Raw genomic sequence first — 26,896 nt, forward strand, 5'->3', positions numbered from 1 at the left:
CGTTTCACTTGCTCATGCGCTTTGCGCGAGCTTCCCCGGCACGGCGCTGATCGAGCCTGCGCCCATGGTGATGACCACGTCGCCGTCGCGCACGACATCCAGAATGGTGTCTGGCATCTCGACGATGTTTTCAACAAAGACAGGCGCCACTTTTCCGACGACACGCAAGGCATGTGACAACGCGCGTCCGTTGGCGGCGACAATCGGCTGTTCGCCTGCCGCATACACTTCACTCAACACCAGCGCATCCACGCTCGACATGACCTTGACGAAGTCTTCGAACAGGTCGCGCGTGCGCGTATAGCGGTGCGGCTGGAAAGCCAGCACCAGGCGGCGGCCGGGATAAGCGCCGCGCGCTGCCGACAGGGTTGCCGCCATTTCCACGGGATGGTGGCCATAATCATCCACCAGCGCGAAGGTGCCGCCCTCCTTGCCATCGCGCGCGGGAATCGCGATTTCGCCATAGCGGGTGAAACGGCGGCCAACGCCGCGGAATTCCGCCAGCGCTTTCTGCGTCGCGGCGTCATCCACTTCCAGCTCGCGTGCGATTGCAATCGCCGCGCAGGCGTTTTGCACGTTATGCATGCCGGGTTGATTCAGACGCACCGGCAGCGGATCGTAGCCGTCCTGCAGCACGGTGAATTCCATGTGACCGTCGGCTGCGCGCGCATCGACCGCGCGCACCTGCGCATCTTCATGAAAGCCATAGGTCATGACCGGCTTGGAAATCTGCGGCATGATCTCGCGCACATGCGGATCGTCCAGACACAGCATGGCCACGCCATAGAACGGAAGGCGCTGCGTGAACTCCACGAAGGCTTGCTTGAGCTTGCCGAAGTCCTGGCCATAGGTTTCCATATGGTCGGCATCGATATTCGTGATCACCTCGATGCATGGCGACAGGTTCAGGAACGAGGCATCCGACTCGTCGGCCTCTGCCACGAGGAAGTCGCCTGAACCCAGCTTGGCATTGGCGCCTGCGGAAGTCAGGCGGCCGCCGATCACGAAAGTCGGGTCCAGCCCGCCTTCGGCCAGCACGCTGGCCACCAGGCTGGTCGTCGTCGTCTTGCCGTGGGTGCCAGCGATCGCAATGCCCTGCTTCAGGCGCATCAGTTCAGCTAGCATGACGGCGCGCGGCACGATCGGGATACGCTTTTCGCGTCCTGCGATCACTTCCGGATTGTCCGCTTTCACCGCCGTGGATGTGACGATGGCATCCGCGTCGCCGATGTTTTCCGGCGCATGTCCCAGCACCACGCGTGCGCCAAGGCTGGTCAGGCGCTGCGTCGCGGCGTTGCTGCCCAGATCCGAGCCAGACACGGTATAGCCGAGGTTGAGCAACACCTCGGCGATGCCGCTCATGCCGCTGCCGCCGATGCCGACGAAATGGATGCTTTTGACTTTATGTTTCATTCAATCTCGCTTTGATGCGACTTGTTCCAATACCTGCGCAATCGCCTGGTTGGCGTCGCGCCGGCCGTTTTCATAGGCTGCCTTGGCCATGTCAAGGCAATCTTCCCGTGTCAGTTTCTTCAGCAGCTGCGCCAGGCTTTGCGGATTCAATTCCGTTTGCGCCAGGTGAATGGCGGCTTGTTGCTGCGCCATCCAGACGGCGTTGTCGCGCTGGTGCGTCGTCGTCGACGCCAGCAGCGGCACCAGCACGCTGGCCACGCCGGCTGCAGTCAGCTCCGACACCGTAATGGCGCCGGCTCGGCAAATTACCAGGTCGGCCTCGGCATAGCGGCGCGCCATGTCATCGATAAAGGGCAGGACTTCCGCCTGCACGCCTGCCGCCTCATACGACGCACGCAAAGCCTCGATATGCTGCTTGCCGGACTGATGCACCACCACCGGGCGCGACTCGGCGGGAATCATTGCCAATGCCTGCGGCACGCACTCGTTCAACACCTTTGCGCCCAGGCTGCCGCCGACTACCAGAATACGCAGCGGGCCCGTACGCCCGGCATAACGCTCTGCCGGAGACGGCAAATTCAAAATTTCTGCACGCACCGGATTGCCGGTGACTTCCGCCTTGCCGGCGGCTTTGCCGAAGTCAGCCGGAAAGCCGAACAACACCCGATTCGCCGAGCTGGCCAATGTCTTGTTCGATAGCAGCAGCGCGGCATCAGCATTCACCAAAACCAGCGGCACGCCACGCAGCTTCGCCATCAGGCCGCCCGGCACCGTCACGTAACCGCCCATGCCCAACACCACGTCCGGCTGCCTGCGCCCGATGATGCGGAAGCATGAAACAAAACTTGCCGCCATCTTTGCCATGCCGGACACGGTATGGCGCAATCCCTTGCCGCGCAGGCCGGCGAAGTGAATGGCATCCATCTCGATGCCATGCCTGGGCACCAGGTCGCGCTCCATGCCGTGCGCCGTGCCGAGCCAGGACACTTCCCAGCCGCGCTCGCGCATGGATTGGGCGATCGCCAGGCCCGGGAAGATGTGCCCGCCGGTGCCGGCTGCCATGATGAGCAGGCGTTTCATACGCGGCCTCCGCGCATGAGAACCCGGTTTTCAAAATCTATTCGCAGCAAAATCGCTAAACCCACACAATTAATCAGCACTCCCGATCCGCCATAACTCATCAGCGGCAAGGTCAATCCCTTGGTCGGCAACAGTCCGAGGTTCACGCCCATGTTGATGAACGCCTGCACGCCGATCCAGATGCCGATGCCCTTGGCAGTCAAGCCGGCGAAAGTCTGGTCGACGGCGATCGCCTGGCGGCCGATTTCGAAAGCCCGCTTGACGATCCAGTAAAACATCGCCACCACCACCATGACACCAACGAATCCGAGCTCTTCTCCGATGACAGCCAACAGAAAATCTGTGTGCGCTTCGGGCAAATAGTGGAGTTTTTCGACACTGCCGCCGAGGCCGACGCCGAACCATTCGCCGCGGCCAAAGGCAATCAGCGAGTGCGACAACTGGTAAGCCTTGCCCAGGGCGTTTTCCTCTTCCCACGGGTTGAGGTAGGCAAAAATCCGTTCGCGCCGCCAGGGCGACAGCAGGATCACCATGGTGAACATCCCTACCAGCGTAGCGGCGATACCACCGAACCAGACGCCGTTGATCCCGCCCAGGAACAGGATGCCCATGGCGATACAGACGATCACGCCGAATGCGCCGAGGTCCGGCTCCAGCAGGAGCAGCAAGCCGACGAAGCCGACCGCCGCCATCATCGGCAGAAAGCCTTTGGTCAGCTTATGCATGTATTCCTGCTTGCGCACCGTGTAGTCCGCGGCATACAGCACGATGACCAGCTTCATCATTTCGGAAGGCTGGACATTAAAGACCTTCAGCGACAGCCAGCGTTTGGCGCCATTAACGCCCTTTCCCAAGCCCGGGATCAGGACCATGACCAGCAGGACCAGTACGCCGACAAACAGGTAGGGCGCGAGCTTCTGCCAGGTTTCGATGCGAACCCGGAAAGCAAACAAGCCGGCGACCAGGGCGACGCAGATAAAAGCTGCCTGCCGCACGAGGAAGTGGTAGTTCTTGTAATTGGCGTACTTGTTCGAATCCGGCAAGGAGATCGATGCCGAATACACCATCACCATCCCCAGCAGCATCAGCAGCAATACCACCCAAACCAGCGGCTGGTCATATTCCATCATGCGCGAGCGCTGCACCATGCCGGGAACCGGCTTGGCGGCGGCGCTGGCAAAGGATGGCAGGGCGAATTTCATACCAGCACCTCGCCGCGCGCAGCCGCGATGTCGCGCACCGTGTCGATGAATACTTCCGCCCGATGAGCATAGTTCTTGAACATATCCAGGCTGGCGCATGCCGGCGACAACAGCACCGCGTCGCCCGGTTGCGCCAGTTCGGCCGCACGCATGGTCGCTTCCCGCAGGCTGGCGAAATCCGCCATTTCCACGTTTGTCTCGCTCAATGCAGCGCGAATGGCGCCGGCATCCTTGCCGATCAACATGACGGCACGCACATAGCGAGCCACAGGCTCGGCAAGCGGCGCAAAATCCTGACCCTTGCCGTCACCGCCGGCAATCAGCACCAGCTTTTTGCCGCTGTCGACCATGCCGGAACCAAGGCCGACCAGCGCAGCGACGGTGGCGCCGACATTGGTGCCCTTGCTGTCGTCGTAATAATCCACTTCACCGATGCAAGCCACCGGCTCGACGCGATGCGGTTCTCCTGCGTATTCGCGCAAGCCATGCAAGAGCGCCGCCAAAGGCAAGTCAATCGCCCGACACAGGGCCAATGCTGCCAGCGCATTCAGGGCATTGTGACGACCGCGAATTTTCAGCGCATCGGTGGGCATCAGGCGCTTCACTGCCAGCTGCTGCTCTTCCTCGCTGCCCTTCCTGCGGCGTTTCTTTTCGCTTTCCTCGGCGGCTTCAGCCATGGCCAGCCACTGCATGCCATTTTCCTCGATGAGGCCAAAGCTGTTGGCCTCATCCGGCGCGCCTGCACCAAAGCTATGCACGACGCTTTGCGGCGATGCCATGCGCATTACCCAGGCATCGTCGCGATTGAGCACGCGCACCGTCGTCGCGCCGAAAATCCTCGCCTTGTCGGCGGCATAGGATTGCATGTCGCCGTGCCAGTCGAGATGGTCTTGCGTGACATTGAGGACGGTCGCGGCATCCGCCTGCAGGCTGTAGGTGCTGTGGAGCTGAAAGCTCGACAATTCCAGCACCCAGGCTTGCGGCAGGCTGTCGTTATCCATGGCATCGCGCAACACATCGAGCGCAGCCGGGCTGATGTTGCCGGCGACTTGCACGCTCAGGCCGGCACGACGGCACAGTAAGCCGGTCAGGCTGGTGACAGTTGTCTTGCCATTGGTGCCGGTGATGGCGATGACCTTCGGCGCATAAGCACGCTGTTCTTTCAGTGCCGCCAGCGCCTGGGCAAACAATTCAATCTCGCCCCACAGCGGTATGCCGCGCTCGGCAGCAACCGGCACAATCTCCGCCAGTTCCCGGTTTGGTGCAAGGCCCGGGCTCAGCGCCACGAAATCGACTTCATCCAGCAGAGCGGCCACGAATGGACCGGCCACGAATTCAGCCGACGGGATTTGTTCCTGCAATGCCGGCAAGCGTTCCGGCGTGGGACGCGTATCGGCAACGCGCACGGCGGCGCCGCAGCGCGCCAGCCACAGCGCCATCGCCAGGCCCGATTCACCGAGCCCAAGTACCAGAACTTTTTTGCCTTGATAATCCACTTGCCTGTCCTTAGCTTTTTTATCGCAACTTCAAGGTAGACAGCCCAAACAACACCAGCATCATGGTAATGATCCAGAAGCGCACGACCACTTGCGTCTCTTTCCAGCCCTTTTGCTCATAGTGATGATGCAGCGGCGCCATCAGCAGGATGCGGCGGCCCACGCCATAACGCTTCTTGGTGAACTTGAAATAGGCAACCTGCACCATCACCGAAATCGTTTCGACCACGAAGATGCCACCCATGATGAAGAGGACGATTTCCTGGCGCACGATCACGGCGATGGTGCCCAGCGCGCCGCCCAATGCCAGGGCACCGACGTCACCCATGAAGACTTGCGCCGGATGCGCGTTGAACCAGAGGAAAGCCAGGCCGGCACCAGCCATCGCCCCGCAGAAAATCAGCAGCTCGCCTGCACCCGGAATATGCGGAATCAAAAGGTACTTGGCATAGGTAACACTGCCGGTAAGATAAGCAAACAAACCGAGCGCACTACCCACCATCACGGTCGGCATGATGGCCAGGCCATCCAGGCCATCGGTCAGGTTAACCGCATTGCTGGTGCCGACGATGACGAAATAGGTCAACGCAATGAAGCCCCAGACGCCCAGCGGATAACTGATGGTTTTAAAGAATGGCACGATCAGGTCGGCTTTGGGCGGCAGGTCCATGCTGAGGCCCGACTTCACCCAGGCGATGAACAGCTCCCACACGCCGCTGTTGCCCGGTGCCGACACGGAAAATGCCAGGTAAATGGCGGTCGCAATGCCGATCAGCGATTGCCAGAAATACTTCTCTTTCGAGCGCATGCCGTTCGGGTCTTTGTAAACCACCTTGCGGTAATCATCGACCCAGCCGATGGCGCCGAAACCCAGCGTCACGATCAATACCGGCCAGATGAAACGGTTGCTCCAGTCGGACCACAACAGCACAGAGATGCCGATGGCGATCAGAATCAGGGCGCCGCCCATGGTCGGCGTGCCGCTCTTGATCAAATGCGTCTGCGGGCCGTCGGTGCGTACAGCCTGACCGACCTTCAGGCGAGTCAGCATGCGGATCACCGCCGGGCCGGCGACCAGGCCGATGAGCAACGCCGTCAGCGTGGCGAACACCGCGCGGAACGTGATGAAGTTGAACACTCGGAAAGTGCCGACGTCCTGTTGAAAATATTGTGCTAACCAGAGCAGCATGCTGTTGAACTTCCTAATTGATCTTTAAATTTAATTATTTAATAAAGGGCAGAGTACTGCTGCGCTTTACCCTGTCCTGCAATTCACGAAATCAGATAATCCACCACGCGTTCCATTTTCATGAAACGCGACCCCTTGATGAGCGCGGTAGCCTCCGGCATCAGCGCCGCTTTGGCGGCGGCATTCAATTCCTCGATGTCGGCAAAATGCATGGCGCCATTGCCGAATGCGGCACTGGCGTGCTGCGCCAGCTCACCCAGAGTCAACAGACGCTCGATGCCGCGCGCAGCGGCATACGCGCCGACTTCCTGGTGAAATTGCGGTCCCTGATCTCCCACTTCCCCCATGTCCCCCAGCACCAGCAAGCGTGTCGCTTTTGCTTGCGCCAGCACATCGATGGCGGCACGCACGGAATCCGGATTGGCGTTATAGGTGTCGTCGATCACCAGCGCGCCATTGCCTGCCACCTTGCGCTGCAGACGGCCCTTGACCGGGGCAAAGGATTCCAGGCCGCGCTTGACGCCATCAGCGTCGATGCCGATGGCCAGCGCACAAGCGGCCGCCGCCAGTGCATTGCGCACGTTATGCTCGCCTGCTGCGGCCAGCTTGACGCCAAATGACTGTCCCTGGAAGGTAATCGTCACATCGCTGCCGAAGGTATTCGGCACATAACTGCCGCGCACTTCCGCTTCCGGATTGAAGCCAAAACTCAACACGCGGCGGCTGCCGGCATAGCCGCGCCACAGCGGAGTGAATGGATCGTCGGCGGGGAATACGGCTACGCCATCTTCCGGCAAGCCGCGAATCACCGCGCCGTTTTCCTCGGCGACTGCCGCCACGCTAGCCATGAATTCCTGGTGCTCGCGCTGGGCGTTATTCACCAGGCCGACGATCGGCTGGGCGATTGCCGAAATGACGGCGATTTCACCCGGATGGTTCATGCCCAGCTCGATTACCGCCGCGCGGCAGCCGGCATCCAGCCGGAACACCGTCAGCGGCACGCCGATATCGTTGTTCAGATTGCCGCGCGTCGCCAGGATATGCTCGGCGCCATGCGCCGCAGCCAGGATCGAGGCAATCATTTCCTTGACGGTGGTCTTGCCATTGCTGCCGGTGACACCGATCACCGGCATGCTGAACTGCCGGCGCCACCAGGCAGCGATTTCACCCAGCGCCACGCGCGTATCCGGCACGATCAGCGCCGGCAGCGAGAATCCTTCCGGCACCCGCTCCGCCACCACAGCCGCCGCACCCTGTGCCGCCACCTGCTCGAGGAATTCATGGGCGTCGAAACGCTCGCCCTTCAGCGCCACGAACAGATTGCCGGCAGCGACATTGCGGCTGTCGGTCGATACGCCGGCAACAGCGACATCCTGCGTTAGGCGGGCACTGGTCAGGTGCGGCAATAACTGGGTCAATGTCGCGCGCATCATGCTCCGGCTCCTTGCATGGCGCGCGTGGCCAAAGCCAGCGCGGCGTGATCGGCATCGAGGAATGGCAGCTTGCGCCCCTTGATTTCCTGGGTAGTCTCGTGGCCTTTGCCGGCCAGGAGAATCACATCGTTTTTCTCTGCGTGCTTGACTGCCCACAGGATGGCGCCGGCGCGATCTTCGATCGCTTGCGGCGCATGCTTCATTGTTTCCAAACCTTCCATTCCTTGCATGATTTGCGCAATGATGTCCGCCGGCTCTTCGCTGCGCGGATTGTCGCTGGTAACGACCACATGGTCGGCCAGCATGGACGCCTTGCCCATTTGCGGGCGCTTGCCCGGATCGCGGTCACCGCCGCAGCCGAATACGCACCACAACGCGCCATGGCGCTCCTGGGCGATCGGCCGCAACGCCGCCAATGTCTTCTCCAGCGCATCCGGCGTGTGGGCGTAATCGATCACCACCAATGGCGCATCCTGTCCGCCAAGCTGCTGCATGCGGCCGGGCACTGCGTTCAAGGCTTCGACCGCTGCAATGGCCGCGCGCCACTCCACGCCTTTGGCCAGCAAGGAGCCGATAATCGCCAGCACATTGCTGACATTGAAATGCCCGACCATCTGTGTCTTGACCAAGCCTGAGCCGAACGGCGAGTCCAGGAAAAATGCCGTGCCCGCATGTGTAGTGCGGATTTCGCTGGCCTGCAGCACTGCGGCGCCTTCTGCTGTCGCACCATTCAGCGTGTAGCCGATGATCGCGGTCTCGGACTTTTTCTCGCGCACATGATTCACCAGGCGCTGCCCCATCTCGTCATCGAGATTCAATACCGCGTGGCGCAAGCCCGGCCAATTGAACAGCATGGTCTTGGCCCCTTCATAAGCCGCCATGTCGCCGTGGTAGTCCAGATGGTCGCGCGTCAGATTCGTGAACACTGCCACGTCCACGTGCATGCCTGCCATGCGTCGTTGCAGCAGCCCGATGGAGGAAGCCTCGATCGCCAGCGCCGTCGCGCCTTCGTTACGCATGCCATGCAGGCAGGATTGCAGCAGCAAGGCGTCAGGCGTCGTATTGCCGGTCGTAGAAAATTCCGGCACATTGCCGCCACGGTAGATACCGGTGCCGAGCGTACCGATCACGCCGGTCGGCATGCCCAAACGCGACAGCGCCGCGCCCAGCCATTGGGTGCAAGAAGTCTTGCCATTGGTGCCGGTCACCGCGACCACGAACATATCGCGGTCGGGTTGGGCGTAATAGGCATTCGCAATGTCACCAGCACGGTCTTTCAATCCGCCGACTGCCAGATGCGGCAACTGCCATTCATCTTTCCACGCAAAATCCTTGGCTTCGTACGCTACTGCGGCAGCGCCGGCTGCAATCGCCTGCGCGATGAAACGGCGCCCGTCCGCTGCCTCGCCCGGATAGGCGAAAAATACGTCACCCGACGCAATGGCACGCGAATCGGCTGCAAGTCGCGCAGCCGGCGCGACACTGCGCAGCCATGCCGTCACATCGTCTTTGCACATAGTTGCCAGCATCGTCGCGCTCATCACAAGCTCTCCTGCACTGTGTCTTTCGGCACGATGATGTCGGTCACCGTCGAATCCGGCGGCACATTCAACGCCCGCAGCGCATTGGCAGCCACCGCCGCGAACACAGGCCCCGCGACAGTGCCGCCGTAATAGGATTTGGCGGTAGGTTCATCGATCATCACTGCGACCACGATGCGCGGATTGGAAACCGGTGCAAAGCCGACAAAGGACGCCACATATTTCTTCACGTAGTGGCCACCGACGATCTTGAGCGCGGTACCGGTCTTGCCGGCCACACGGTAGCCCGGCACCTGGGCCTGCGGCGCGGTGCCGCCGGGTTGCGTTACCGATTCCAGCATGGCGCGCATGTCGCGTGCCGTTTTTTCGCTAAAGATGCGATGTCCAACCGGCGGCTCGGCAAGCTTTTGAAAGGTAACCGGAATGAGGTCGCCGTCGCGCGCAAACACGAGGTAGGAGCGCGCCAGCTGCAGCAGCGACACCGACATGCCGTGACCGTAGCTCATGGTCGCCTGCTCGATTGGCCGCCACGACTTGTAGGGACGCACGCGACCCGCCACCGCGCCCGGAAAGCCGACGCGCGGCTGTTGGCCGAAGCCGAGCGTGGTGAACATCTCCCACATTTCCTGTGGCTGCATCTGCAGCGCCAGCTTGGCGGTGCCGACGTTGGAGGATTTCTGGATCACTTCCGACACCGACAGGACGCCATGCGGATGCGCGTCGCCGATGGTCGCCGTGCCGATCGTCAGGCGTCCCGGCGCGGTCTGGATGGGGGTCGAGGGCGTCACCAGGCGATGTTCAAGGGCCAGCGCCACGGTGAAAGCCTTCATGGCCGAACCCGGCTCGAAAGTATCGGTCAGCACGCGGTTGCGCAGCTGCGCGCCGGTCAGGCCGGAGCGCTGGTTCGGGTTATAGGTCGGCAGGTTCGCCAGCGCCAGAACCTCGCCAGTCTTCACGTCCAGCACGACGACGCCGCCTGCCTTGGCATTGTTCTTTTCGACCGCTTCTTTTAATTGCGTGTGGACGATGTACTGGATCTTGCTGTCGAGTGACAGCACCATGTCCTTGCCGTCATGCGGCTCGCGGATCGCTTCGATATCCTCGACGATGCGCCCTAACCGGTCCTTGATAACGCGGCGGCTGCCGGTGGTGCCGGCCAGGCTCTTCTGCGCCGCCAGCTCGATGCCTTCCTGCCCCACATCCTCGACATTGGTAAAGCCGACGATATGCGCCATCACTTCGCCCTGCGGGTAGAAGCGCTTGTATTCCTTGCGGGTATAGATGCCGGAGATGCCGAGCTTGACGATCTTGTCGGCGATATCCTGCTCGACCTGGCGCTTGAGATACACGAAGCTGCGGTCGGAATCGAGCTTGGATTGCAGATCGCGCTCGTTCATCTCCAGCAAGCGCGCCAGCTCGCGCAGCTTGTCCTTCGGCGCTTCAGACACATCCTCGGGAATCGCCCAGATCGCCTTGACCGGCAGTGAAGAGGCCAGCACCTGGCCGTTGCGATCGGTGATCTTGCCGCGCGTGGCCGGAAGCTCGAGCGTACGGGCATAGCGAACCGCACCCTGCTTTTGCAAAAACTCGTTGGAAATCCCCTGTAGCCACAAGGCGCGCCCGATCAGCGCGACAAATGCCGCGAACAGCAGGAACAACACCAGGCGCGAGCGCCATGACGGCAGCTTCACCGCCAATACCGGGCTGGAAGAGAAAGGCAATCCCTTGGAAGCCGCCACGCGGGATGCGCTACCGGAACGTGTCGTCGCCCGCGTCATCGCGTCCCCGCCGTCAGGTATTGGGCACGCGCCGGCGTCAGCGCCACCATGCCGAGGTCGCGCCGGGCATTGGCTTCGATGCGCGCATGCTTGCCCAGCGTGGATTGATCGAGCTGCAATTGCGCCCACTCGATATCCAGCTGGCGCGCCGCAGCCTGCGCGCGTTCCAATTCGATGAAGAGCTGGCGCGCCTTGTACTGCGCAGTGACCACGGAAAGCGCGCAGCCGACCAGCAAGGCAGTCAGCAAGAGGTTGATGCGGCCGCTCATGCCCGCCCTCCAGTCTCAGGCAGGCGCTCGGCCACGCGCAGCACGGCTGAGCGCGCGCGCGGATTGGCGGCGACTTCGGCGTCGGAGGGCTTGGCCTTACCGAGCAGTTTCAGCTTCGGCTGGGGAAGGTCGATTGCACGAATCGGCAGGCGACGGTCGGGCTGCGGCAGTCTGGCCTTGCCGGCCATGAACTGCTTGACAATCCGATCCTCCAGCGAATGAAAGCTGATCACTGCCATTCTCCCCCCTGGCGCCAGAAGCTGGAACGCCGCTTCGAGCCCTATTTCGAGTTCTTCAAGCTCTTTATTGATGTAAATCCGGATAGCCTGAAATGTGCGAGTTGCCGGGTCCTTGCCCTTCTCGCGGGTTTTGACGGCGTGTGCCACGATCTCGGCAAGCTGTCGTGTGCTTGAAATTGGCTCGATTGCCCGGCGAGCAGTAATCGCCTTTGCAATCTGAAAAGCATACCGTTCTTCCCCATAGTCCCGTATCACTTTCTCGATAGTTCGTTGGTCTTCGACCGCCAGCCATTCCGCCGCCGACATGCCGCGTGTGGTGTCCATGCGCATGTCCAGCGGGCCGTCCGCCCGAAAACTGAAACCCCTTGCCGCATCATCGACTTGCGGCGAAGAGATGCCCAGGTCCAGCAATACCCCTTGCACTTGCCCTACACCACGCTCCCCTAGCGCTTCACGCATGCCCGCAAAACTGCCGTGCACGATTGCAAAGCGCGGATCGGCGATCGTCTTTGCCGCCGCGATCGCCTGCATATCCTTATCGAAGGCCAGCAAGTGACCATTCGCATCCAGATTCGCCAGAATGCGGCGACTGTGGCCGCCACGCCCGAAGGTGCCGTCCACATACCAGCCAGCCGCACGCGCGCCGGCGATATCCAGCGCATCGACCGCTTCTTCCAACAGTACCGTACGGTGCTGGAATCCTGGCACCGCTTGCTCAGCGTTCATCTCGGTCTAGAAGGAAAAATCGTTCAACACGTCCGGCATGCCATTGGCGACTGCTTGCGCTTCGCTCTCGGCCAACTTGGCCGCATCCCAGATTTCAAAATGACTGCCCATACCCAGCAGCATGACGTCACGCGTCAGGCCCACTGCACTGCGCAATTCGGGGGCGATCAGAATGCGCCCGGCGGAATCCATTTCCACGTCCGAGGCATTGCCCAAAAAGATGCGCTGCCAGGCGCGCGCCGACATCGGCCAGGCAGCGATTTGTTCGCGATGCTGTTCCCACACCGGGCGCGGAAACAGCAGGAGGCAACCATGCGGATGCTTGGTCAGGGTAATGCGGCCTTCGCACTGCACCGTCAGGGCGTCACGATGCCGGGCCGGAATCGACATCCGTCCCTTCGCATCGAGATTTAACGCTGACGCACCCTGAAACACTGCAAATATCCTCACTCTTTAGTGGTTAGGCATGGTTGCCTGATCTTTTTGGGGATGCTCGTTCGGCTAAATTTATCCCACAAAAATACACTTTTTGACACTTCCACCCACTTTAGAGGAGGAGCTTTTTGCGGTCAAGTAATATTCAGCGACCAAATTGATATTTTTTTCTTTGAAGTCAAACACTTAGCGCACTTCCTTGATGCACCATAGCAAGGGTTTTTTCAACAAAATGAAGTACTTACCGAAAAGTATGAAAGTAGGGTCTTAGCTAAACACATGTGTTTCTAACTGCAACAGCGTTTTAGCCAGAAGTTCCAAGCGGAAATAAATGCCGAACCCGCGAATTTGCAAGCCTTGCACGACCACGGCAGGCGCGAACGATTGTGGGGATGAGACTGGGGGGGCGAGAAGCAGGTTCCCAGAAGAAATGAATCTAAGCGGAAATAGAATGAGATGTGAAAAGTGAAGCAAGCCGATAGGCCGGATTCTGTTACGGCCGACAAGTTGCCCTGCCGGCTATGACAGCCATTCCTCTAGGCCGTGAATTACTCCACGGCTCAAGCTTCCTACCCGCACGCTCCGCGAGCAACATCAATGCGTGCCTATTTGGAATTGCTCCGAGTGGAGGTTACCGCGTTTCACCGTAACTTAATACGCTCGTCTCTGTGGCCCTATTCCTCGCCTTATACCCTTCCGGCTTGCGCCGGGCAGGCTTTCAGCGGACGGCCGTTAACCGTCACCCTGCTCTGTGGAGTCCGGACCTTCCTCCCGCCAGCGATATGAATATCGCTGACCAGCGGCTGTCTGGCTTGCTTCAGGCGGGCATTGTACCTTGCCATCGGGAGAGACGCTGCAAGGATTTATGCAAGAGCACGACTGCGGGCTTGATTTTCTCTTCCTGATTGCAAGGATTGACAGATGCCAACGCCATATGAGTTGGCGTGGTTTAGTGTGGAATCACATCTACTCCACTCATCATCATGCCGGGGAAAACGCCTTCCGCCACAAACAAAATCGCCGTCATCATCGCCGCCGCCGTCGGCATCCTGCTTGCCTTACTCGTCGTGATTAACTTCACCCTGGGTGAAAAGAAGGTGCAGCGCGATATTCCGCATCTGCATTCCATCCATGATGAGCAGTTCCTGCGGATCATGGGGGTCATGATGGGTCCGACTATCGCGCGCGGCAACCGTATCGAAGCGCTGCTCAATGGCGACCAGATTTTCCCGGCCATGCTGCAGGCAATCCGCTCGGCCAAGCAAAGCATCATGTTCGAAACCTATATCTATTGGTCGGGCGATATCGGCCGGGAATTTGCCGACGCCCTGGCCGAACGCGCCCGTGCAGGCGTTCGGGTGCATGTCCTGCTGGACTGGGTCGGCAGCAGCAAGATGGATGATGAGCAAATCGACGCCATGCGCGAAGCAGGCGTAGAAATCCTGAAATACCGGCCACTGCGCTGGTACCACATCAGCCGCCTCAATAATCGCACCCACCGCAAGCTGCTGATTGTCGACGGCCGCGTCGGCTTCACCGGCGGAGTAGGCATTGCCGACAAATGGAAGGGAAATGGGCAGGATCCGGAGCATTGGCGCGATTCGCACTTCCGCGTCGAAGGCCCGGTCGTGTCGCAAATGCAGGCTGTAGCGATGGACAACTGGATGCAAACCACCGGCAAGGTCTTGCATGGCACCGACTATTTTCCTGCGCTGGAGCCTGCCGGCACAAGTCCGGCGCAGGTATTTTCCAGCTCGCCTTCTGGCGGAAGCGAGAGCATGGAATTGATGTACCTGCTGGCGATCACGGCCTCGACGAAGTCGATCCACCTGTCGAATTCCTATTTCGTGCCGAACGACCTGGTGATACGCGCGCTGCTCGGCGCGGTAAAGCGCGGCGTCAAGGTGAAAATCATCGTGCCCGGCAAGCACATCGACACGGAAACCGTGCGCCGCGCCTCCCGCGGACGATGGGGCGAACTGCTCAAGGCGGGAGTGGAAATCTATGAATATCAGCCGACCATGTTCCACTGCAAGGTCATGATCGTGGATGGCTTGCTGGTCTCGGTCGGCTCGACCAATTTTGACGACCGCTCGTTCAGGCTGAACGACGAAGCCAACCTGAATGTCTATGACGAGGTTTTCGCCAGCAAGCAGCAGGCCATTTTTGAAAAGGATTTACAGCAGTCACGCCGCATCACGCTGGAGCAATGGCAATCGCGGCCGCTATGGGAAAAGATTGTCGAACACACGCTGGCGCTGGCCAGTCCGCTGTTGTAAAAGCGCCGGGCGGCATTATTCACGCCGCCCGGTTGACTAGGCTTATTTTGCGGTTACCGCATCCGGCAAGATCACGTTCACATCCAGCACTTCCAGGTTGCCCTGGCGGTCCAGCGAGATCTTGATGTCTTCCTGGCTGACCTTGGTGTACTTGGAAATCACCGCGATCAGTTCCTGCCGCAGTGCCGGCAGGAAATCCGGTCCGTTACGGTCGTTGCGCTCGTGGGCGATGATGATCTGCAGGCGCTCCTTGGCGGCGACTGCCGATTTCGGTTGCTTGTTGAAGAGGAAGGAAAGGAGAGACATGTCACTTGCCTCCAAAAATACGCTTTAACAAGCCCGGCTTTTCGTAATCGGTAAAGCGCAGGGGCACATCCTCGCCCAGGAAACGCGAGACCACATCCTGGTAGGCTTGCGCCACATCGCTACCGGCGATATGGATTGCCGGATTGCCCTGGTTGGAAGCATGCAGCACCGATTCCGACTCCGGGATGATGCCCAGCAGCGGAATGCGCAGGATTTCCTGCACGTCGGTGTACGACAGCATTTCGCCCGCCTCGACACGCTTAGGCACGTAGCGGGTAATCAGGAGATGCTCCTTGACCGGCTCGCCGCCGCTCTGGGCACGGCGCGACTTGGCCTGGATGATGCCCAGGATGCGGTCGGAATCGCGCACCGACGACACTTCCGGATTGGTGACGACGATGGCTTCGTCGGCGAAGGTCAGCGCCATCACCGCGCCGCGCTCGATACCAGCGGGAGAATCGCAGACGATGTATTCAAAGCCCATGCCGATCAGATCGTTCAGCACGCGCTCGACGCCGTCTTCTGTCAGGGCATCCTTGTCGCGCGTCTGCGAAGCCGGCAGCACGAACAGGTTGTCGCAATGCTTATCCTTGATCAGCGCCTGATTCAGCGTAGCTTCGTTATTGATGACATTGACCAGGTCATACACGACGCGGCGCTCGCAGCCCATGATCAGATCGAGGTTGCGCAAGCCGACATCGAAGTCGAGCACGGCAGTCTTGTGGCCGCGCAGAGCCAGGCCGGAAGAGAAGCTGGCGCTCGAAGTCGTCTTGCCGACGCCTCCTTTACCCGATGTCACCACGATGATCTTTGCCACGAAATGCTCCTTGTCGAAATAAGGCAATCTAAAAAAACGGGAATTTTAATGGGTTTTAATGTTGTTTCAATGCGGATTGACCGGGACCAGCTCGATTTTGTCGCCAACCAGCTTCACCTGGGCCGGATGGTGAAAGACCTTGGGATCGAATCCATTCTCGAACGTACTGTAAATGCCGGCGATCGATACCAGTTCGGCTTCCATGCTCAGCGCAAAGATGCGCGCCGACGTATTGCCGGAGGCTCCAGCCAGGGCGCGACCGCGCAATGGCGCATAGACATGGATGCTGCCGTCGGCGATCAGCTCGGCGCCGGCATTGACGATGGCGGTGACCACCAGGTCGGCGCCGCGCGCATACACACGCTGCCCGGCGCGCACTGGAGTGTCGATGATCAGGGTCTGCGCAGCGGCCGGGGCCGGAATCGGCTCAGGCGCAGGCGCGGTTTGCACGACAGGTTGCGGTGCCGGCGCTGCGGATTCCTCGGCAGCACGCGCAGCCGGGGGCGCCCCGACATCCAGGCTCAAGCCGGCGGCGATGATATCCGGCGCCATTTCCGGCGGCGCATTGCGCACGGCCACAGGATTAAGACGGAATGACTTCAGCAAGCTCACCAGCGCAGGCCAGTCCACGCGCTTGCCTTCCAGTTCGACGGTGCCGACGTCGATAACGGCAAATTCATCGTCGAAGTAGTCAGGCGCGCCGCCTGTCATTTCCTGCATCGCCTGGTTCAGCAAAGACAGTTCAACTTCGTGCAGGATGACCGAGACAGCCACGACAGTGGAAATCTTGATCTCGATAGGCTTGCGGGATTGAATTTTTGACATGAAAACGGTATTCAGAATGCGGGAAACTGCCGCATCTCAAAAAACTGATTAAAAGCAATACAGATGCGGCTCGCAAGTATAGGGACAAGTTTCCCAATTGAGCAAGAAACTCCTGTCCTGCCGCATTTCTTCCGTCGTTCCAGCAAGCAGGGCTTTTAGAAGATAATGACGCTTTCTCATGCCAATCTGGCATGCCAATCAGCCACTAATACTGAATTGCCCGCCGATTTATGCCATTTACCTTTGCCCACCCTGCTGCCGCGATTCCCTTGCAACGAATCTTAAAGCACCGGGCAGTCCTGTCGGCACTGGTAATCGGCAGCATGGCTCCAGACTTTCAAAACTTTCTGCCATTTGATGTCGAGCGCGCCGATAGCCATAGCTTCGCCGGCATGTTCTGGTTCAGTTTGCCGGTGGGCATGGCGATATTCTTGGTTTTCCATCTACTCCTGAAAAAACCATTGTGCAGCCTGCTGCCCACGTCCATCGGCGCACGCCTCTCCCCGGTTCTTCATGGGCCAAGCCTGCCGCCAGTCTCCGGCAGCGCGATCGTCTGTTCTCTTTTACTGGGAACGCTGACGCATCTTGCCTGGGATGCCTTCACGCACTACACCGTCGTCACGACGTCGGCGCTGCCCGTGCTGAGCAGGCACCTGTTTTCAGTGGGGGGATACCATGTCTACCTTTATAAATTACTGCAGCATGCCAGCTCGCTCATCGGCACCCTACTGGTGGGATACTGGTGCCTGCGCGGGTTGCGGCGCGCCCCTTTGCCGGCGCAATCGCCGCCTTCCCTGCTAACCTGGCGCCAACGCTGCGCCGTCATCGGCATCTTGCTGCTCGCCCCGCCATTGATCGGCTGTGGCCGTGCCGCTCACAGCTGGCTCGTCTCCTATGTGCCGGTCATACTGAATGACCTGGTGCGTGAAGCGGTGGTAACGGCGATCTCGAGCTTCGGCATATTGGTCATCCTGTATAGCATGATCTGGCATGGCATCGTGCGCAAGCCGCAGGAGCCATCCTCGTCCAGCCATCCCTCCGGCTTTCCTTTTCCATCTGCGAAAGCGCACGGCCAAAAGCCTTCTACCTTAGTCAGCAAATAAGGCAATTGCGCCGGCAAACCGGGAAACGCCCTCCTTTACTTTCAGGTGATCAATACCGCGAATCTTCCTTCTCTTTTACAGGCATATGCTTTGCTAGCTTTCATGGGCACCCACGGAAAAGTGGCGATTCATCAAAAGCGAGCATATAAAAGAGGCAAACACATGGAAAAAATGCGTGTCCGGCATACAGATGATGCCGTCTCCGGCGTAAGCGCATTGCGGGAAATCCTGGTCAACGAATTAGCCAATATCGAAAGCCTGATTGCGCTCTCTGCGCAGGAGAGTGAGGATATCGAGGCGGACCCCTTGATTCTCGAGGCATACCAGCGACTGCGCACCAGCCTGATCAGCGGCGTCGTCAGCGCCGATGAAGTCCTGGGCTGGGTGCATGCGCTCGCTGAAAAGGACCCGGAAGGCAATGAACTGGAATGCGTACGTCGCCTACCGCATGTAAACATCTTGCCGACCAATTGATTCCGGACTGTTCCGCTGGCGCTCGCAGCGATAAGGCCGCACCCGATGTCGCAGCCTTGCTCAAGTCGGTGGCACACCGCAGCGAAGACAATCATGCTGAAACAAATGCCGCATCAATTACAAAGCGTTTGCAAAAAGCTGGATGCAATACGGTAAGCAAAACCGGGAAATTTTGTAGATTTTTTCAATCAGTTCGTCACGGAGATAAGCGCATGTCGCCACGCTACTTCAAGGCCGGGATCCTGATCGACACCTGCTGCGAGCACTGCGGTGCCCGGCACAAAGAAACCTTCGCCCGCCTTTACTCGGATGCCAAGCTGATCTGCGCAAGCTGCGGCCAGGAGCATACGAAAGACCGCAGCCGTTTTCGTCAGAACGTCGACGAGACGGAGTCGCTGGTGGATGACATGTCCGGTTGGGCGGATACCGTGGCAGTCAAGGTACGTAACTGGTGGAAAGGCATGCAGGCTGGATAAGCGATGGAATATCAATGTGACGAGGTGGAACTTCAGGCAACAGGGATGCTCAATGAGCATTTGCATCAGTCTGAATGGAACGATAAAGCAATGACTTTAGGAAAGCAGCCTTCACCTCTTCATTACAGCCCGGCCCGTTTACTCGATGCCTTGCTCCACCATCTCAAGCTCAACAACGACAATGCCCTATCACGTCGCCTGCATGTAACCGGCAATGTCATTCAGGCGATCCGCCACGGCACCATGCCGATCGGCGCATCCATGCTGTTATGGATGCAGGAAGTCAGCGGTCTCAGTGTTCATGAATTGCGCCAGCTGCTTGGCGACCGGCGCGCGCGATGCCGCCCGGCTCACGTCATCCGCTCGCGCCGCCCCCATCGATAATTCGCATCCTCTGCAAAGGATCCCCTCGTGATACCACATGCTTCACTAGCACCGAACACCAGGAAAGAATCTGCGGATGGGGGCATTCTGCTGCTGTACTCTTGCCAGCAACGCGCCGATCCGTCACGCCACGAGTACGCCAGCCAACTCGCCCTGGCGCGCAAGCTGGCAACCTTGCTGTCCTATGAATTCGGCGGCGAATTCGACCCGGCGCGACATTATGCCGCCTCTCCCTACTTTGTCCCGGTCGACACCCTGGAAAGCCTGGAACAGGCGCATGCGCTCGGCATCCATGGCAATGCACATCTCTTCGGCGGGGTCGTGCCACACCCGTTTGTCGCCACCAAGGTAATCACTCATCCGCTTGTCGCAGCCGATGCGCCGGCGCCTGCAGGCTGGTCCCATGAATTGGGCAAACGCATTGCGGACGTGGTCTTGCCAGGATATTCCGTTTTTTCGCGGGATGATGCCATGCGCGCCGCCACCGACCTGCTTAACCACGGCGCCGTGCGCATGAAAAAAGCCGGCGGCAGGGGCGGATGCGACCAGCTGGTAATCCGCGACCAGGCCTCACTGGAAAGCGCGTTGCGGAGCGTGGATGAGGAAGAATGGGCGCAAAGCGGCGTGGTCTTCGAACGTAACCTGACCCAGGCGACCACCCACAGCATCGGGCAAGTGCAGGTCGGCACCCTGCTCGCCACCTATTGCGGCATGCAGACAACCACGCGCGACCATCGAGGCAATGAAGTCTATGGAGGATCTCACCTGACCGTGGTGCGCGGCGGCTTTGACGCGCTGTTGGAGCTGGACCTGAACGCCGGCACGCGCACCGCCGTCGCCCAGGCGCGCACCTATCATGCCGCAGCATTGACAGCTTTTCCGGGCATGTTTGCGTCACGCTGCAATTACGATGTAGCGCAAGGCTACGACGACCAGCGGCAATGGCATTCCGGCGTCCTGGAGCAATCGTGGCGGATCGGCGGCGCCAGCGGCGCGGAAATCGCCGCCCTTGAAGCGTTCCAGGCGACGCCGGGGCTCGATGTCGTGCGCACCTCGACCACCGAACTGTACCAGGCTAATCCCGTGCTGCCGGATGACGCCATGGTCTATTGCCAGCAAGTCGACCCGGTGACCGGCCCGATCGTCAAATACGCAAGAATCGAAGCCTATGCCTAGCCACGACCATCCCATATCCATCCCCGTCGATGGCGGCACGATTGCCGGCACGCTGGTGACGCCGACCACCAGGCTCCCCGGCGTGCTCTTCGTGCATGGCTGGGGCGGCAGCCAGCAGCAATACCTTGCCCGCGCGCGCAAGATCGCCAGGCTCGGCTGTGTCTGCATGACGCTGGACTTGCGCGGACATGCCGGCACCAGCCCCCAGCAGGAGACCGTTTCGAGAGAAGACAACCTGCGCGATGTGCTCGCCGCCTATGACGAACTGGTCTCGCACGAGCAAGTCGACCCGACATCCATCGCGTTGGTGGGCAGTAGCTATGGTGGCTACCTCGCCACCATTCTCACCGCGCTGCGTCCGGCCAAGTGGCTCGCACTGCGCGCGCCGGCCCTGTACATGGACCGCGACTGGGACAAGCCCAAACGTCAATTGCACAAGGGGCAGGATCTGCATGCCTACCGTCAGCGCATCCTGCCGGCGGACGATAACCGCGCGCTGCGCGCCTGCGCCGCATTCGAAGGAGACATCCTGCTGGTCGAATCAGAGCATGATCAGGTCATTCCCCATCCTGTCATTGTCAGCTATCGTGAAGCCGCGAAACAGGCCCGCTCGCTGACTTACCGCATGCTGGAGGAAGCCGACCATGGCCTGACCGACGATGCCAGCCAGCGCGCCTACACATCGCTGCTGGTCGACTGGATGCAGGAAATGGTCATTAGCGCGGTGAGCGACATGCCCTCCAAGCGTGAACAAGACAAGACAAGGAAGAAAGCACGCGAAGGCGAGCGGGAACAGCCTGAAGGCGAAGGGTAAAAAGCAGGACAAAAAAAAGCCCGCCACCTTGAGGTGCGGGCTAAATCCAATTCATAGAGACTTGGAGGAGACAAGTGAAACTATAAATGACCAGTTCCCTCAAGTCTGCTTTATTTCCCACATAACTGTTATTCGATTTAAAAATAACAGGAGTGGTTTAATGAGTTTTAATTAGTACAAAGCGCAGCGAGAATATTCTCACTGCGCTCTGCTTGTCTCCCAGCTTCTCCAGATTTGGATTTTTTTAACTGCGACCGAATAATATTACAGTTCAGTTACACAGTCATTCTGCATTGCAATAGATTCCGCAGTACAATATTACCTAACAACAATATTGTGTTTTTTACTTTAATTTGTAATAAAATTAATTATTAAATTAATTACAAGGATGATTATGGACAGCAACCCACTGTTAAATCGGCCCGAGTATGATCCCAACAACCTGCTGGACTCTCTGATCGAGAAACTGGGATTGAAAAACGACGCCGCGCTATCGCGCGCGCTCGAAGTGGCGCCGCCAGTCATCAGCAAGATTCGTCATCGCCGTTTGCCGGTAGGCGCATCGCTTTTGATTCGCATGCATGAAGTCAGTGACTTGAGCATCAAGGAACTGCGCCACCTCATGGGCGACCGCCGCGAGAAATTCCGCATCAGCCCGGAACAGTTCAAGCCCAAACACCCGCAAGACACCAGCGGCGAGTAATTTAATCCGTCGCATGTGTATGCATGCGACGGATCGAAGGCATCAAGCCTGTTGATATCAACAGGCTTTTTCCATTGGTGAAAGCTAAAACGCGCCCATCAAGGTTCACGCTCGGACAGGCCTGCAAATAAAACCGGCCTGTTGTCAGTAAATTCACGAACCGGACTGCAGCTTGCGTAGCAGGCGCTCGGCTTCCACCGATGCATCGTACTGGCTCGAACCCCGCTGGTAAAGCATCGCACCGACCGTGCCGAGAAATGCAAACTCCTCTTCCGATACCTTGGACTGCATATGGGCCATGAATTCGGCGAACGGCGATACCAGATCTTCCAGTGACCAGGCATGGTCGAGCCGGTCGCTGAGCTGACGCATCAGCACGATCGCATCTTCTTTTTCCATTGTTCCTCCCTGTAATTGTTTTTTCATTCTAGGTAAGTGAGCGAGGAAAGAAATATCAGTATTGAAAAACCGGCGGCATTTTCACCAACTCCCTGCAAATCCTGACTTAACTGTCGCATGCCTGCTACAAAGCAAGGGCATAGCGCTACAATGCGGGTCCATGCCAGCTTCGTTTCACGATGTTGGCGGCGCTGACGGCCTTCCCTGCCCTGGCGCGTGATGCCGACGGAATTCAGTACGAAATATGAATTTGAAAGTGATTCGCAAGCTGGGCGACTGGCTGCAGCGCCAGGATTGGCGCAAGCGCACTGCCTGGGCCAGGCAATTCTGCCTTTATATCGCGACGTGCTTCAAGAGAGTCGTCGACCCCGCGCTGAGCAAGCGAGCCAGGATCGGGGCGCTGTGCAAAGGATTGGCCGCGCTTGGCGGCGCCATGCTTGGACTGCTGCTTGCGTATGCATTACTGCTCATTCCCTTCACGCCGGGCATATCCGACCTGCGCAAGGCCAAAATCGACCAGCCGGCCGTGCTGCTGTCAGCCGACGGCAAGGAACTGGCCACATTCAAGCGCAATAACCGCGAGTGGGTCGAACTGAATGAAATTTCCCCTTACGTCGTCAAGGCGCTGATCGCCACCGAAGACCACCGCTTCTATGAGCACCATGGCCTCGATTTCAAGCGCACCGCCTCCAGTATCGTGCACACCTTGCGCGGCAATCCGCAGGGCGGCTCCACGCTTACGCAACAACTCGCCCGCAACCTGTATCCGGAAGAAATCGGCCGCGAACGCTCGATCAATCGCAAGATCAAGGAATTGATCACCGCCCTCAAGATCGAGCTCACCTACACCAAGGATGAAATCCTGGTGACGTATCTGAATACCATGCCTTTTTTGTATAACGCCTTTGGCATCGAGATGGGAGCGCGTACCTATTTCGACAAGCCAGCGGCCAAACTGAACGTGCTGGAAAGCGCCACGCTGATCGGCATGCTGAAAGGGACCAGTTACTATAACCCGGTGCTGAATCCGGAACGGGCGCAGCACCGGCGCAATGTCGTGCTGTCGCAAATGCTCAAACGCGGCGTGCTCGGCCAGGCGGAATTCGATAAGCTCAAGAATCGCCCGCTGCGCCTGGATTTCGAGCGCCAGGAAGCGCCACAGGGCATTGCCCCTCACTTCGCCGAATACGCACGCAAATGGCTCATCGATTGGGCCGACCGCAATGACTACAACATTTACGCCGACGGTCTGGTAGTCCGCACCACCATCGATTCGCGCCTGCAGGCCGCTGCAAACCAGGCCGTGCAGCGCCAGCTGAATGCCTTGCAGGCTGTGGCCGATGTCGAGTGGGCATTGCCTTCCGATCGTCTCATTTCTTCCAGTCCGTATGCCTACGTGGGCATGCAGCGGCGCGTAAAGCCCTTCAGTCATTTCTGGAACAGCAAGGGTGCCATCACCGATGCCTTCGTTCGCGAATCGATTGCCTATCGCCGCGTAGTCAATGCCGGCATGACGGCAGATGAAGCGCTCACCCGGCTCAAAAAAGATGGCGCTTTCATGGACAAGCTGCGCGCCGAGAAAACCCGGCTGCAGGCCGGTCTTGTCGCGCTGGACCCGTCCAGCGGCGAAATCCGCGCCTGGGTCGGCAGCCGTGACTACGAAGCCGATCAGTTCGACCACGTGGCGCAGGCGCGCCGCCAACCGGGCTCGACCTTCAAGCCGATCGTCTACGGTGCCGCGCTCGAGAATGGCATGGCAAAAGACCAGCGCTTCGCCGACAAGGAAGTCGAGATTGCCATGAAGGATGGCACGGTGTGGCGCCCGACCGACATGTCAGGCCCGAGCGGACGCATGATGAGCATTCGCCAGGGGCTGATGTACTCGAAAAACACCATCACCGCCCAAGTCATGCAGGAAATCGGCCCGCGCAAGACGATTGCCCTGGCGCGCAAGATGGGCATCAGGCAAAGTGAACTGGAATCGCTTCCCGCCCTGGCGCTGGGCGTAAGTCCGGTCACGTTGCTGGAAATGGTATCGGCCTATGGCACTATCGCCGCCAGCGGTGAATATCGCGCTCCTGTGTTTGTCGCAAGTATCGAAGATAAACAGGGACGCTTGCTGGCAAGCTTCACCAGCAAGCCGTCACGCGCCATGTCGCGCGAAACGGCGGAAGAATTGATCGACATGTTGCGCGGCGCCGTCAGACAAGGCACAGGCCGCGGCCTGATCTCGCGCTTTGGCGTCGTTGCCGATGTCGCAGGCAAAACCGGCACCACGCAAAACAATACCGATGGCTGGTTCATCCTCATGCATCCCCGTTTGGTGACCGGCACCTGGGTCGGCTTCAACGATGCCAGGGTCACGATGCGCAGCGATTACTGGGGCCAGGGCGGGCACAATGCCCTGCTGGTAGTCGGAGATTTTTTCCGCCATGCCGCCAGCAGCCGTTTGATCGATGTGCGGGCGCAGTTCCCGCAGCCGGATGACGGCATGTTCGGCCCGCTGCTGCGGCACATCGATGAACTGCTGGGCCGGAAAAGGCCGGCGCCAGCGCCGAGCGCGCCTGCCGATCCGGAAGAAGAACCGAGCAAAGACACGCCGCTGGATGAAGTCGAGCGCATCATCAGGCAGGCGCACGACGTTGCGCAAACGGTCGAGCGGGAACAGCGCCGCATTGAAAAAGCCGTTGAAATGCCGATGAAGGCGCTAAATGACCTTCAGCGTGAAATCGCGGCACAAGGCGGCAACCGCGCAGAACCGCTTCCCCGGGGACAGGCGGAGGACAAGGCACACACTCGGGATACCGAAACGACCTCCGGCACGGTCACGAACCAATGATTGTTTCTGACGGCATGGCGCCTATTACAAGGCGCAAATGCCAGATTCACGCCAACCTGGAGATTGGTAGTCTATCAATTCCGTTTTTTCGAATTAACTCATCCAGTATTTCAGGTTTTAATATTTCCTTCGATCTGTATCATAATGGTTCGCCTGGCTGGCCAGAACATCTGGTCCGACATGGACCGCAGGAGCCCGTATCGCGATGCTGATATCGGGAGCTTCCTGGTGCTGACTGGCATAGTGGCACATTAGTCAAGGAGTACAGCATGCAGGAAAAAACAGATTGGGAACTCGTCGATGAGCCGATGCGGCAATCGCACTGGTCGAAATCCGAATGGAGTTCGCACGATCAGGCACAAAGCCGTGCGCAAGGCGCAGCGGGAATGAAGCCGCTATTGCAGGCAATGATGGGACGCTGGTGGCGCTGGAAGCTGATAGGAGCAGGCCTTTTCGCCGCCCTCACCCTTATCATGGTTGCCATGCTGACCGGCGTGGTGGCGCTGATTGCCGCCGCAAGCGCCGTACTGGCGATCGGCATCACCAAGGTTCGTCAATGGACCCGCCGCCACAGCAGCGCGCTGACTCCCTGACTCTTCCACTCTCGATCAGCGCCTCTCCGAAGCCGGTTTGTTCACCGGCTTTTTCCGGAATTCTTTCAGCAGACACGGCTTTCGTTTCCTGACATGCCCATCACGGGCAGACGAAGCGTGGCTTTGATGCGAAAATAGCGGCTTTCCAAGCAGACTGGATCGCCGCGCCGGCCCATGCCACATGGGAGCGCGCCATGGTGGCTTTTGCGGCTGCCGAGGCGGTCATGTCATCCCAAGAGTGCTGAACCGATGCTGCTGACTACGATATACATTATTGCCATCATTGCCGAGGCCATGTCTGGCGCCATTATGGCGATGCGCCGCGGGATGGATTTATTTGGCATTTGTCTTATCGGGATCATTACCGCGCTGGGCGGAGGCACGGTCCGGGACATGCTCCTCAATCATTATCCAATCGGCTGGGTCAAGCACCCCGAGTATCTCCTGTACACCTCGCTGGCAGCCATCGCCACGACCTTCACCGTGCGTCACCTGCATCACCTGCGTTATGTCTTCCTGGTGGTGGACGGCCTGGGACTGGTTGCCTTTACCATCATCGGCTGCAATATCGGCCTGGAAGGCGGGGTCCATATCAGCATCGCCATCATCGCCGGCATGGTGACGGGCGTGTTCGGCGGGCTGCTGCGCGACCTCTTGTGCCACCAGATGCCGCTGGTTCTGCAAAAGGAAATCTACGCCATGGTGTCGCTCGCGGCCGGCGCCGCTTATGTCGCCATGCTCAAGGCAGGCATCAATACCGGCACGGCTTCCGTGCTGGCGCTTGCCGGCGGGGTGACATTCCGCATGCTGGCGATCCATTTCCGCTGGCAGCTCCCCAGTTTCAAGAACGCCGATATTCGCGGTTTCGACTGAGTTAAGAACGGCTTAAAAAGCATTCGTGCATTAA

The 26,896-nt window shown here is 59.2% G+C and carries 26 protein-coding genes and 1 other RNA gene; 11 read left to right on the plus strand and 16 right to left on the minus strand.

Going from position 1 to position 26,896, the window contains the following annotated elements:
* Positions 1–12: 12 nt before the first annotated feature.
* From murC to rnpB, 12 genes are all read right to left on the minus strand, one after another.
* Positions 13–1,413 (minus strand): UDP-N-acetylmuramate--L-alanine ligase, encoded by a 1,401-nt coding sequence (murC, locus tag EDC30_RS09790; RefSeq protein WP_132258644.1) that lies wholly within the window; start codon positions 1,411–1,413, stop codon positions 13–15.
* Entirely contained in the window at positions 1,414–2,493 is a 1,080-nt protein-coding gene (gene murG / locus EDC30_RS09795; protein ID WP_132258645.1) for an undecaprenyldiphospho-muramoylpentapeptide beta-N-acetylglucosaminyltransferase, read from the minus strand. It lies immediately after the preceding gene.
* Entirely contained in the window at positions 2,490–3,695 is a 1,206-nt protein-coding gene (gene ftsW / locus EDC30_RS09800; protein WP_132258646.1) for a putative lipid II flippase FtsW, read from the minus strand. Before ftsW ends, murG begins: the two co-directional genes overlap by 4 nt.
* On the minus strand, positions 3,692–5,191 hold the full coding sequence (gene murD / locus EDC30_RS09805; protein WP_132258647.1) for a UDP-N-acetylmuramoyl-L-alanine--D-glutamate ligase: 1,500 nt from the start codon (positions 5,189–5,191) through the stop codon (positions 3,692–3,694). The genes ftsW and murD overlap by 4 nt, the downstream gene beginning before the upstream one ends.
* 19 nt (positions 5,192–5,210) lie before the next feature.
* Entirely contained in the window at positions 5,211–6,380 is a 1,170-nt protein-coding gene (mraY, locus tag EDC30_RS09810) for a phospho-N-acetylmuramoyl-pentapeptide-transferase (RefSeq protein ID WP_132258648.1), read from the minus strand.
* Positions 6,381–6,463: 83 nt separating this feature from the next.
* Complete coding sequence (locus tag EDC30_RS09815) at positions 6,464–7,813, minus strand: UDP-N-acetylmuramoyl-tripeptide--D-alanyl-D-alanine ligase (RefSeq protein ID WP_424446911.1); 1,350 nt, start codon at positions 7,811–7,813, stop codon at positions 6,464–6,466.
* Positions 7,810–9,354: a UDP-N-acetylmuramoyl-L-alanyl-D-glutamate--2,6-diaminopimelate ligase gene (locus EDC30_RS09820; RefSeq protein WP_132258649.1), complete on the minus strand. Its 1,545-nt coding sequence runs from the start codon at positions 9,352–9,354 to the stop codon at positions 7,810–7,812. The genes EDC30_RS09815 and EDC30_RS09820 overlap by 4 nt, the downstream gene beginning before the upstream one ends.
* The gene (locus EDC30_RS09825; RefSeq protein WP_132258650.1) at positions 9,354–11,132 is read right to left on the minus strand and encodes a peptidoglycan D,D-transpeptidase FtsI family protein; all 1,779 of its coding nucleotides are present in this window, start codon (positions 11,130–11,132) and stop codon (positions 9,354–9,356) included. Before EDC30_RS09825 ends, EDC30_RS09820 begins: the two co-directional genes overlap by 1 nt.
* Positions 11,129–11,401 (minus strand): cell division protein FtsL, encoded by a 273-nt coding sequence (gene ftsL, locus EDC30_RS09830; RefSeq protein ID WP_132258651.1) that lies wholly within the window; start codon positions 11,399–11,401, stop codon positions 11,129–11,131. Before ftsL ends, EDC30_RS09825 begins: the two co-directional genes overlap by 4 nt.
* Positions 11,398–12,366 carry a 16S rRNA (cytosine(1402)-N(4))-methyltransferase RsmH gene (gene rsmH / locus EDC30_RS09835; protein WP_132258652.1) on the minus strand — a complete coding sequence of 323 codons (969 nt, stop codon included), beginning with the start codon at positions 12,364–12,366 and terminating at the stop codon, positions 11,398–11,400. The genes ftsL and rsmH overlap by 4 nt, the downstream gene beginning before the upstream one ends.
* A 6-nt stretch (positions 12,367–12,372) precedes the next feature.
* The gene (gene mraZ / locus EDC30_RS09840) at positions 12,373–12,801 is read right to left on the minus strand and encodes a division/cell wall cluster transcriptional repressor MraZ (protein WP_132258653.1); all 429 of its coding nucleotides are present in this window, start codon (positions 12,799–12,801) and stop codon (positions 12,373–12,375) included.
* A 463-nt stretch (positions 12,802–13,264) separates the two neighbouring features.
* Positions 13,265–13,620, minus strand: an RNA gene (gene rnpB / locus EDC30_RS09845) — RNase P RNA component class A.
* Positions 13,621–13,784: 164 nt separating this feature from the next.
* Here rnpB and cls point away from each other — a divergent pair.
* A complete protein-coding gene (gene cls, locus EDC30_RS09850; protein WP_132258654.1) occupies positions 13,785–15,080 on the plus strand; it encodes a cardiolipin synthase in 1,296 nt (431 codons plus the stop codon).
* Between the two features lie 42 nt (positions 15,081–15,122).
* On the opposite strand, the gene minE is transcribed toward cls, so the two are convergent.
* From minE to minC, 3 genes are all read right to left on the minus strand, one after another.
* The gene (minE, locus tag EDC30_RS09855; RefSeq protein ID WP_132258655.1) at positions 15,123–15,386 is read right to left on the minus strand and encodes a cell division topological specificity factor MinE; all 264 of its coding nucleotides are present in this window, start codon (positions 15,384–15,386) and stop codon (positions 15,123–15,125) included.
* 1 nt (position 15,387) lies between these two features.
* Positions 15,388–16,203 (minus strand): septum site-determining protein MinD, encoded by an 816-nt coding sequence (gene minD / locus EDC30_RS09860; RefSeq protein ID WP_132258656.1) that lies wholly within the window; start codon positions 16,201–16,203, stop codon positions 15,388–15,390.
* Between the two features lie 66 nt (positions 16,204–16,269).
* On the minus strand, positions 16,270–17,028 hold the full coding sequence (minC, locus tag EDC30_RS09865) for a septum site-determining protein MinC (RefSeq protein ID WP_132258657.1): 759 nt from the start codon (positions 17,026–17,028) through the stop codon (positions 16,270–16,272).
* Between the two features lie 230 nt (positions 17,029–17,258).
* Between minC and EDC30_RS09870 the strand changes: the two genes are divergently transcribed.
* From EDC30_RS09870 to EDC30_RS09900, 7 genes are all read left to right on the plus strand, one after another.
* Positions 17,259–18,131: a DUF4184 family protein gene (locus EDC30_RS09870; protein ID WP_132258658.1), complete on the plus strand. Its 873-nt coding sequence runs from the start codon at positions 17,259–17,261 to the stop codon at positions 18,129–18,131.
* A gap of 162 nt (positions 18,132–18,293) precedes the next feature.
* The gene (locus tag EDC30_RS09875) at positions 18,294–18,605 is read left to right on the plus strand and encodes a hypothetical protein (protein ID WP_132258659.1); all 312 of its coding nucleotides are present in this window, start codon (positions 18,294–18,296) and stop codon (positions 18,603–18,605) included.
* Positions 18,606–18,817: 212 nt separating this feature from the next.
* Positions 18,818–19,081: a hypothetical protein gene (locus tag EDC30_RS09880; RefSeq protein ID WP_132258660.1), complete on the plus strand. Its 264-nt coding sequence runs from the start codon at positions 18,818–18,820 to the stop codon at positions 19,079–19,081.
* Positions 19,082–19,084: 3 nt separating this feature from the next.
* Positions 19,085–19,465: a hypothetical protein gene (locus EDC30_RS09885; protein WP_243656716.1), complete on the plus strand. Its 381-nt coding sequence runs from the start codon at positions 19,085–19,087 to the stop codon at positions 19,463–19,465.
* 27 nt (positions 19,466–19,492) lie between these two features.
* Positions 19,493–20,641 (plus strand): DUF3182 family protein, encoded by a 1,149-nt coding sequence (locus EDC30_RS09890; RefSeq protein ID WP_132258661.1) that lies wholly within the window; start codon positions 19,493–19,495, stop codon positions 20,639–20,641.
* The gene (locus EDC30_RS09895; protein WP_132258662.1) at positions 20,634–21,455 is read left to right on the plus strand and encodes an alpha/beta hydrolase family protein; all 822 of its coding nucleotides are present in this window, start codon (positions 20,634–20,636) and stop codon (positions 21,453–21,455) included. Before EDC30_RS09890 ends, EDC30_RS09895 begins: the two co-directional genes overlap by 8 nt.
* Positions 21,456–21,849: 394 nt before the next feature.
* Positions 21,850–22,158, plus strand: coding sequence for a hypothetical protein (locus EDC30_RS09900; protein ID WP_132258663.1), 309 nt, complete (start codon positions 21,850–21,852; stop codon positions 22,156–22,158).
* A gap of 153 nt (positions 22,159–22,311) precedes the next feature.
* On the opposite strand, the gene EDC30_RS09905 is transcribed toward EDC30_RS09900, so the two are convergent.
* Positions 22,312–22,557: a hypothetical protein gene (locus EDC30_RS09905; RefSeq protein WP_132258664.1), complete on the minus strand. Its 246-nt coding sequence runs from the start codon at positions 22,555–22,557 to the stop codon at positions 22,312–22,314.
* A gap of 244 nt (positions 22,558–22,801) precedes the next feature.
* On the opposite strand from EDC30_RS09905, the gene EDC30_RS09910 reads away from it, so the two are divergent.
* The 3 genes from EDC30_RS09910 to EDC30_RS09920 all read left to right on the plus strand — a co-directional run bounded on the left by EDC30_RS09910 (position 22,802) and on the right by EDC30_RS09920 (position 26,862).
* A complete protein-coding gene (locus tag EDC30_RS09910) occupies positions 22,802–25,396 on the plus strand; it encodes a penicillin-binding protein 1A (protein WP_132258665.1) in 2,595 nt (864 codons plus the stop codon).
* A gap of 269 nt (positions 25,397–25,665) precedes the next feature.
* Positions 25,666–25,989 (plus strand): hypothetical protein, encoded by a 324-nt coding sequence (locus tag EDC30_RS09915; RefSeq protein ID WP_132258666.1) that lies wholly within the window; start codon positions 25,666–25,668, stop codon positions 25,987–25,989.
* 255 nt (positions 25,990–26,244) lie between these two features.
* Positions 26,245–26,862, plus strand: a complete 618-nt coding sequence (locus EDC30_RS09920; RefSeq protein WP_243656726.1) for a trimeric intracellular cation channel family protein — start codon at positions 26,245–26,247, stop codon at positions 26,860–26,862.
* Positions 26,863–26,896 lie beyond the last annotated feature (34 nt).

It is taken from the genome of Paucimonas lemoignei (assembly GCF_004342585.1).
Classification (GTDB): domain Bacteria; phylum Pseudomonadota; class Gammaproteobacteria; order Burkholderiales; family Burkholderiaceae_D; genus Paucimonas; species Paucimonas lemoignei.

Excerpts from the sequence above, each read along its gene's own strand:
- EDC30_RS09885 (WP_243656716.1), top strand. The coding sequence starts at position 19,085 with ATGGAATATCAATGTGACGAGGTGGAACTTCAGGCAACAGGGATGCTC.
- cls (WP_132258654.1), top strand. The coding sequence starts at position 13,785 with ATGCCGGGGAAAACGCCTTCCGCCACAAACAAAATCGCCGTCATCATC.
- murC (WP_132258644.1), bottom strand. The coding sequence starts at position 1,413 with ATGAAACATAAAGTCAAAAGCATCCATTTCGTCGGCATCGGCGGCAGC.
- EDC30_RS09905 (WP_132258664.1), bottom strand. The coding sequence starts at position 22,557 with ATGGAAAAAGAAGATGCGATCGTGCTGATGCGTCAGCTCAGCGACCGG.
- EDC30_RS09870 (WP_132258658.1), top strand. The coding sequence starts at position 17,259 with ATGCCATTTACCTTTGCCCACCCTGCTGCCGCGATTCCCTTGCAACGA.
- ftsL (WP_132258651.1), bottom strand. The coding sequence starts at position 11,401 with ATGAGCGGCCGCATCAACCTCTTGCTGACTGCCTTGCTGGTCGGCTGC.
- EDC30_RS09895 (WP_132258662.1), top strand. The coding sequence starts at position 20,634 with ATGCCTAGCCACGACCATCCCATATCCATCCCCGTCGATGGCGGCACG.
- rsmH (WP_132258652.1), bottom strand. The coding sequence starts at position 12,366 with ATGAACGCTGAGCAAGCGGTGCCAGGATTCCAGCACCGTACGGTACTG.
- EDC30_RS09900 (WP_132258663.1), top strand. The coding sequence starts at position 21,850 with ATGGACAGCAACCCACTGTTAAATCGGCCCGAGTATGATCCCAACAAC.
- EDC30_RS09815 (WP_424446911.1), bottom strand. The coding sequence starts at position 7,813 with ATGATGCGCGCGACATTGACCCAGTTATTGCCGCACCTGACCAGTGCC.
- EDC30_RS09915 (WP_132258666.1), top strand. The coding sequence starts at position 25,666 with ATGCAGGAAAAAACAGATTGGGAACTCGTCGATGAGCCGATGCGGCAA.
- EDC30_RS09825 (WP_132258650.1), bottom strand. The coding sequence starts at position 11,132 with ATGACGCGGGCGACGACACGTTCCGGTAGCGCATCCCGCGTGGCGGCT.
- EDC30_RS09875 (WP_132258659.1), top strand. The coding sequence starts at position 18,294 with ATGGAAAAAATGCGTGTCCGGCATACAGATGATGCCGTCTCCGGCGTA.
- minC (WP_132258657.1), bottom strand. The coding sequence starts at position 17,028 with ATGTCAAAAATTCAATCCCGCAAGCCTATCGAGATCAAGATTTCCACT.
- ftsW (WP_132258646.1), bottom strand. The coding sequence starts at position 3,695 with ATGAAATTCGCCCTGCCATCCTTTGCCAGCGCCGCCGCCAAGCCGGTT.
- minE (WP_132258655.1), bottom strand. The coding sequence starts at position 15,386 with ATGTCTCTCCTTTCCTTCCTCTTCAACAAGCAACCGAAATCGGCAGTC.
- EDC30_RS09820 (WP_132258649.1), bottom strand. The coding sequence starts at position 9,354 with ATGAGCGCGACGATGCTGGCAACTATGTGCAAAGACGATGTGACGGCA.
- EDC30_RS09880 (WP_132258660.1), top strand. The coding sequence starts at position 18,818 with ATGTCGCCACGCTACTTCAAGGCCGGGATCCTGATCGACACCTGCTGC.
- murG (WP_132258645.1), bottom strand. The coding sequence starts at position 2,493 with ATGAAACGCCTGCTCATCATGGCAGCCGGCACCGGCGGGCACATCTTC.
- EDC30_RS09910 (WP_132258665.1), top strand. The coding sequence starts at position 22,802 with ATGAATTTGAAAGTGATTCGCAAGCTGGGCGACTGGCTGCAGCGCCAG.
- mraY (WP_132258648.1), bottom strand. The coding sequence starts at position 6,380 with ATGCTGCTCTGGTTAGCACAATATTTTCAACAGGACGTCGGCACTTTC.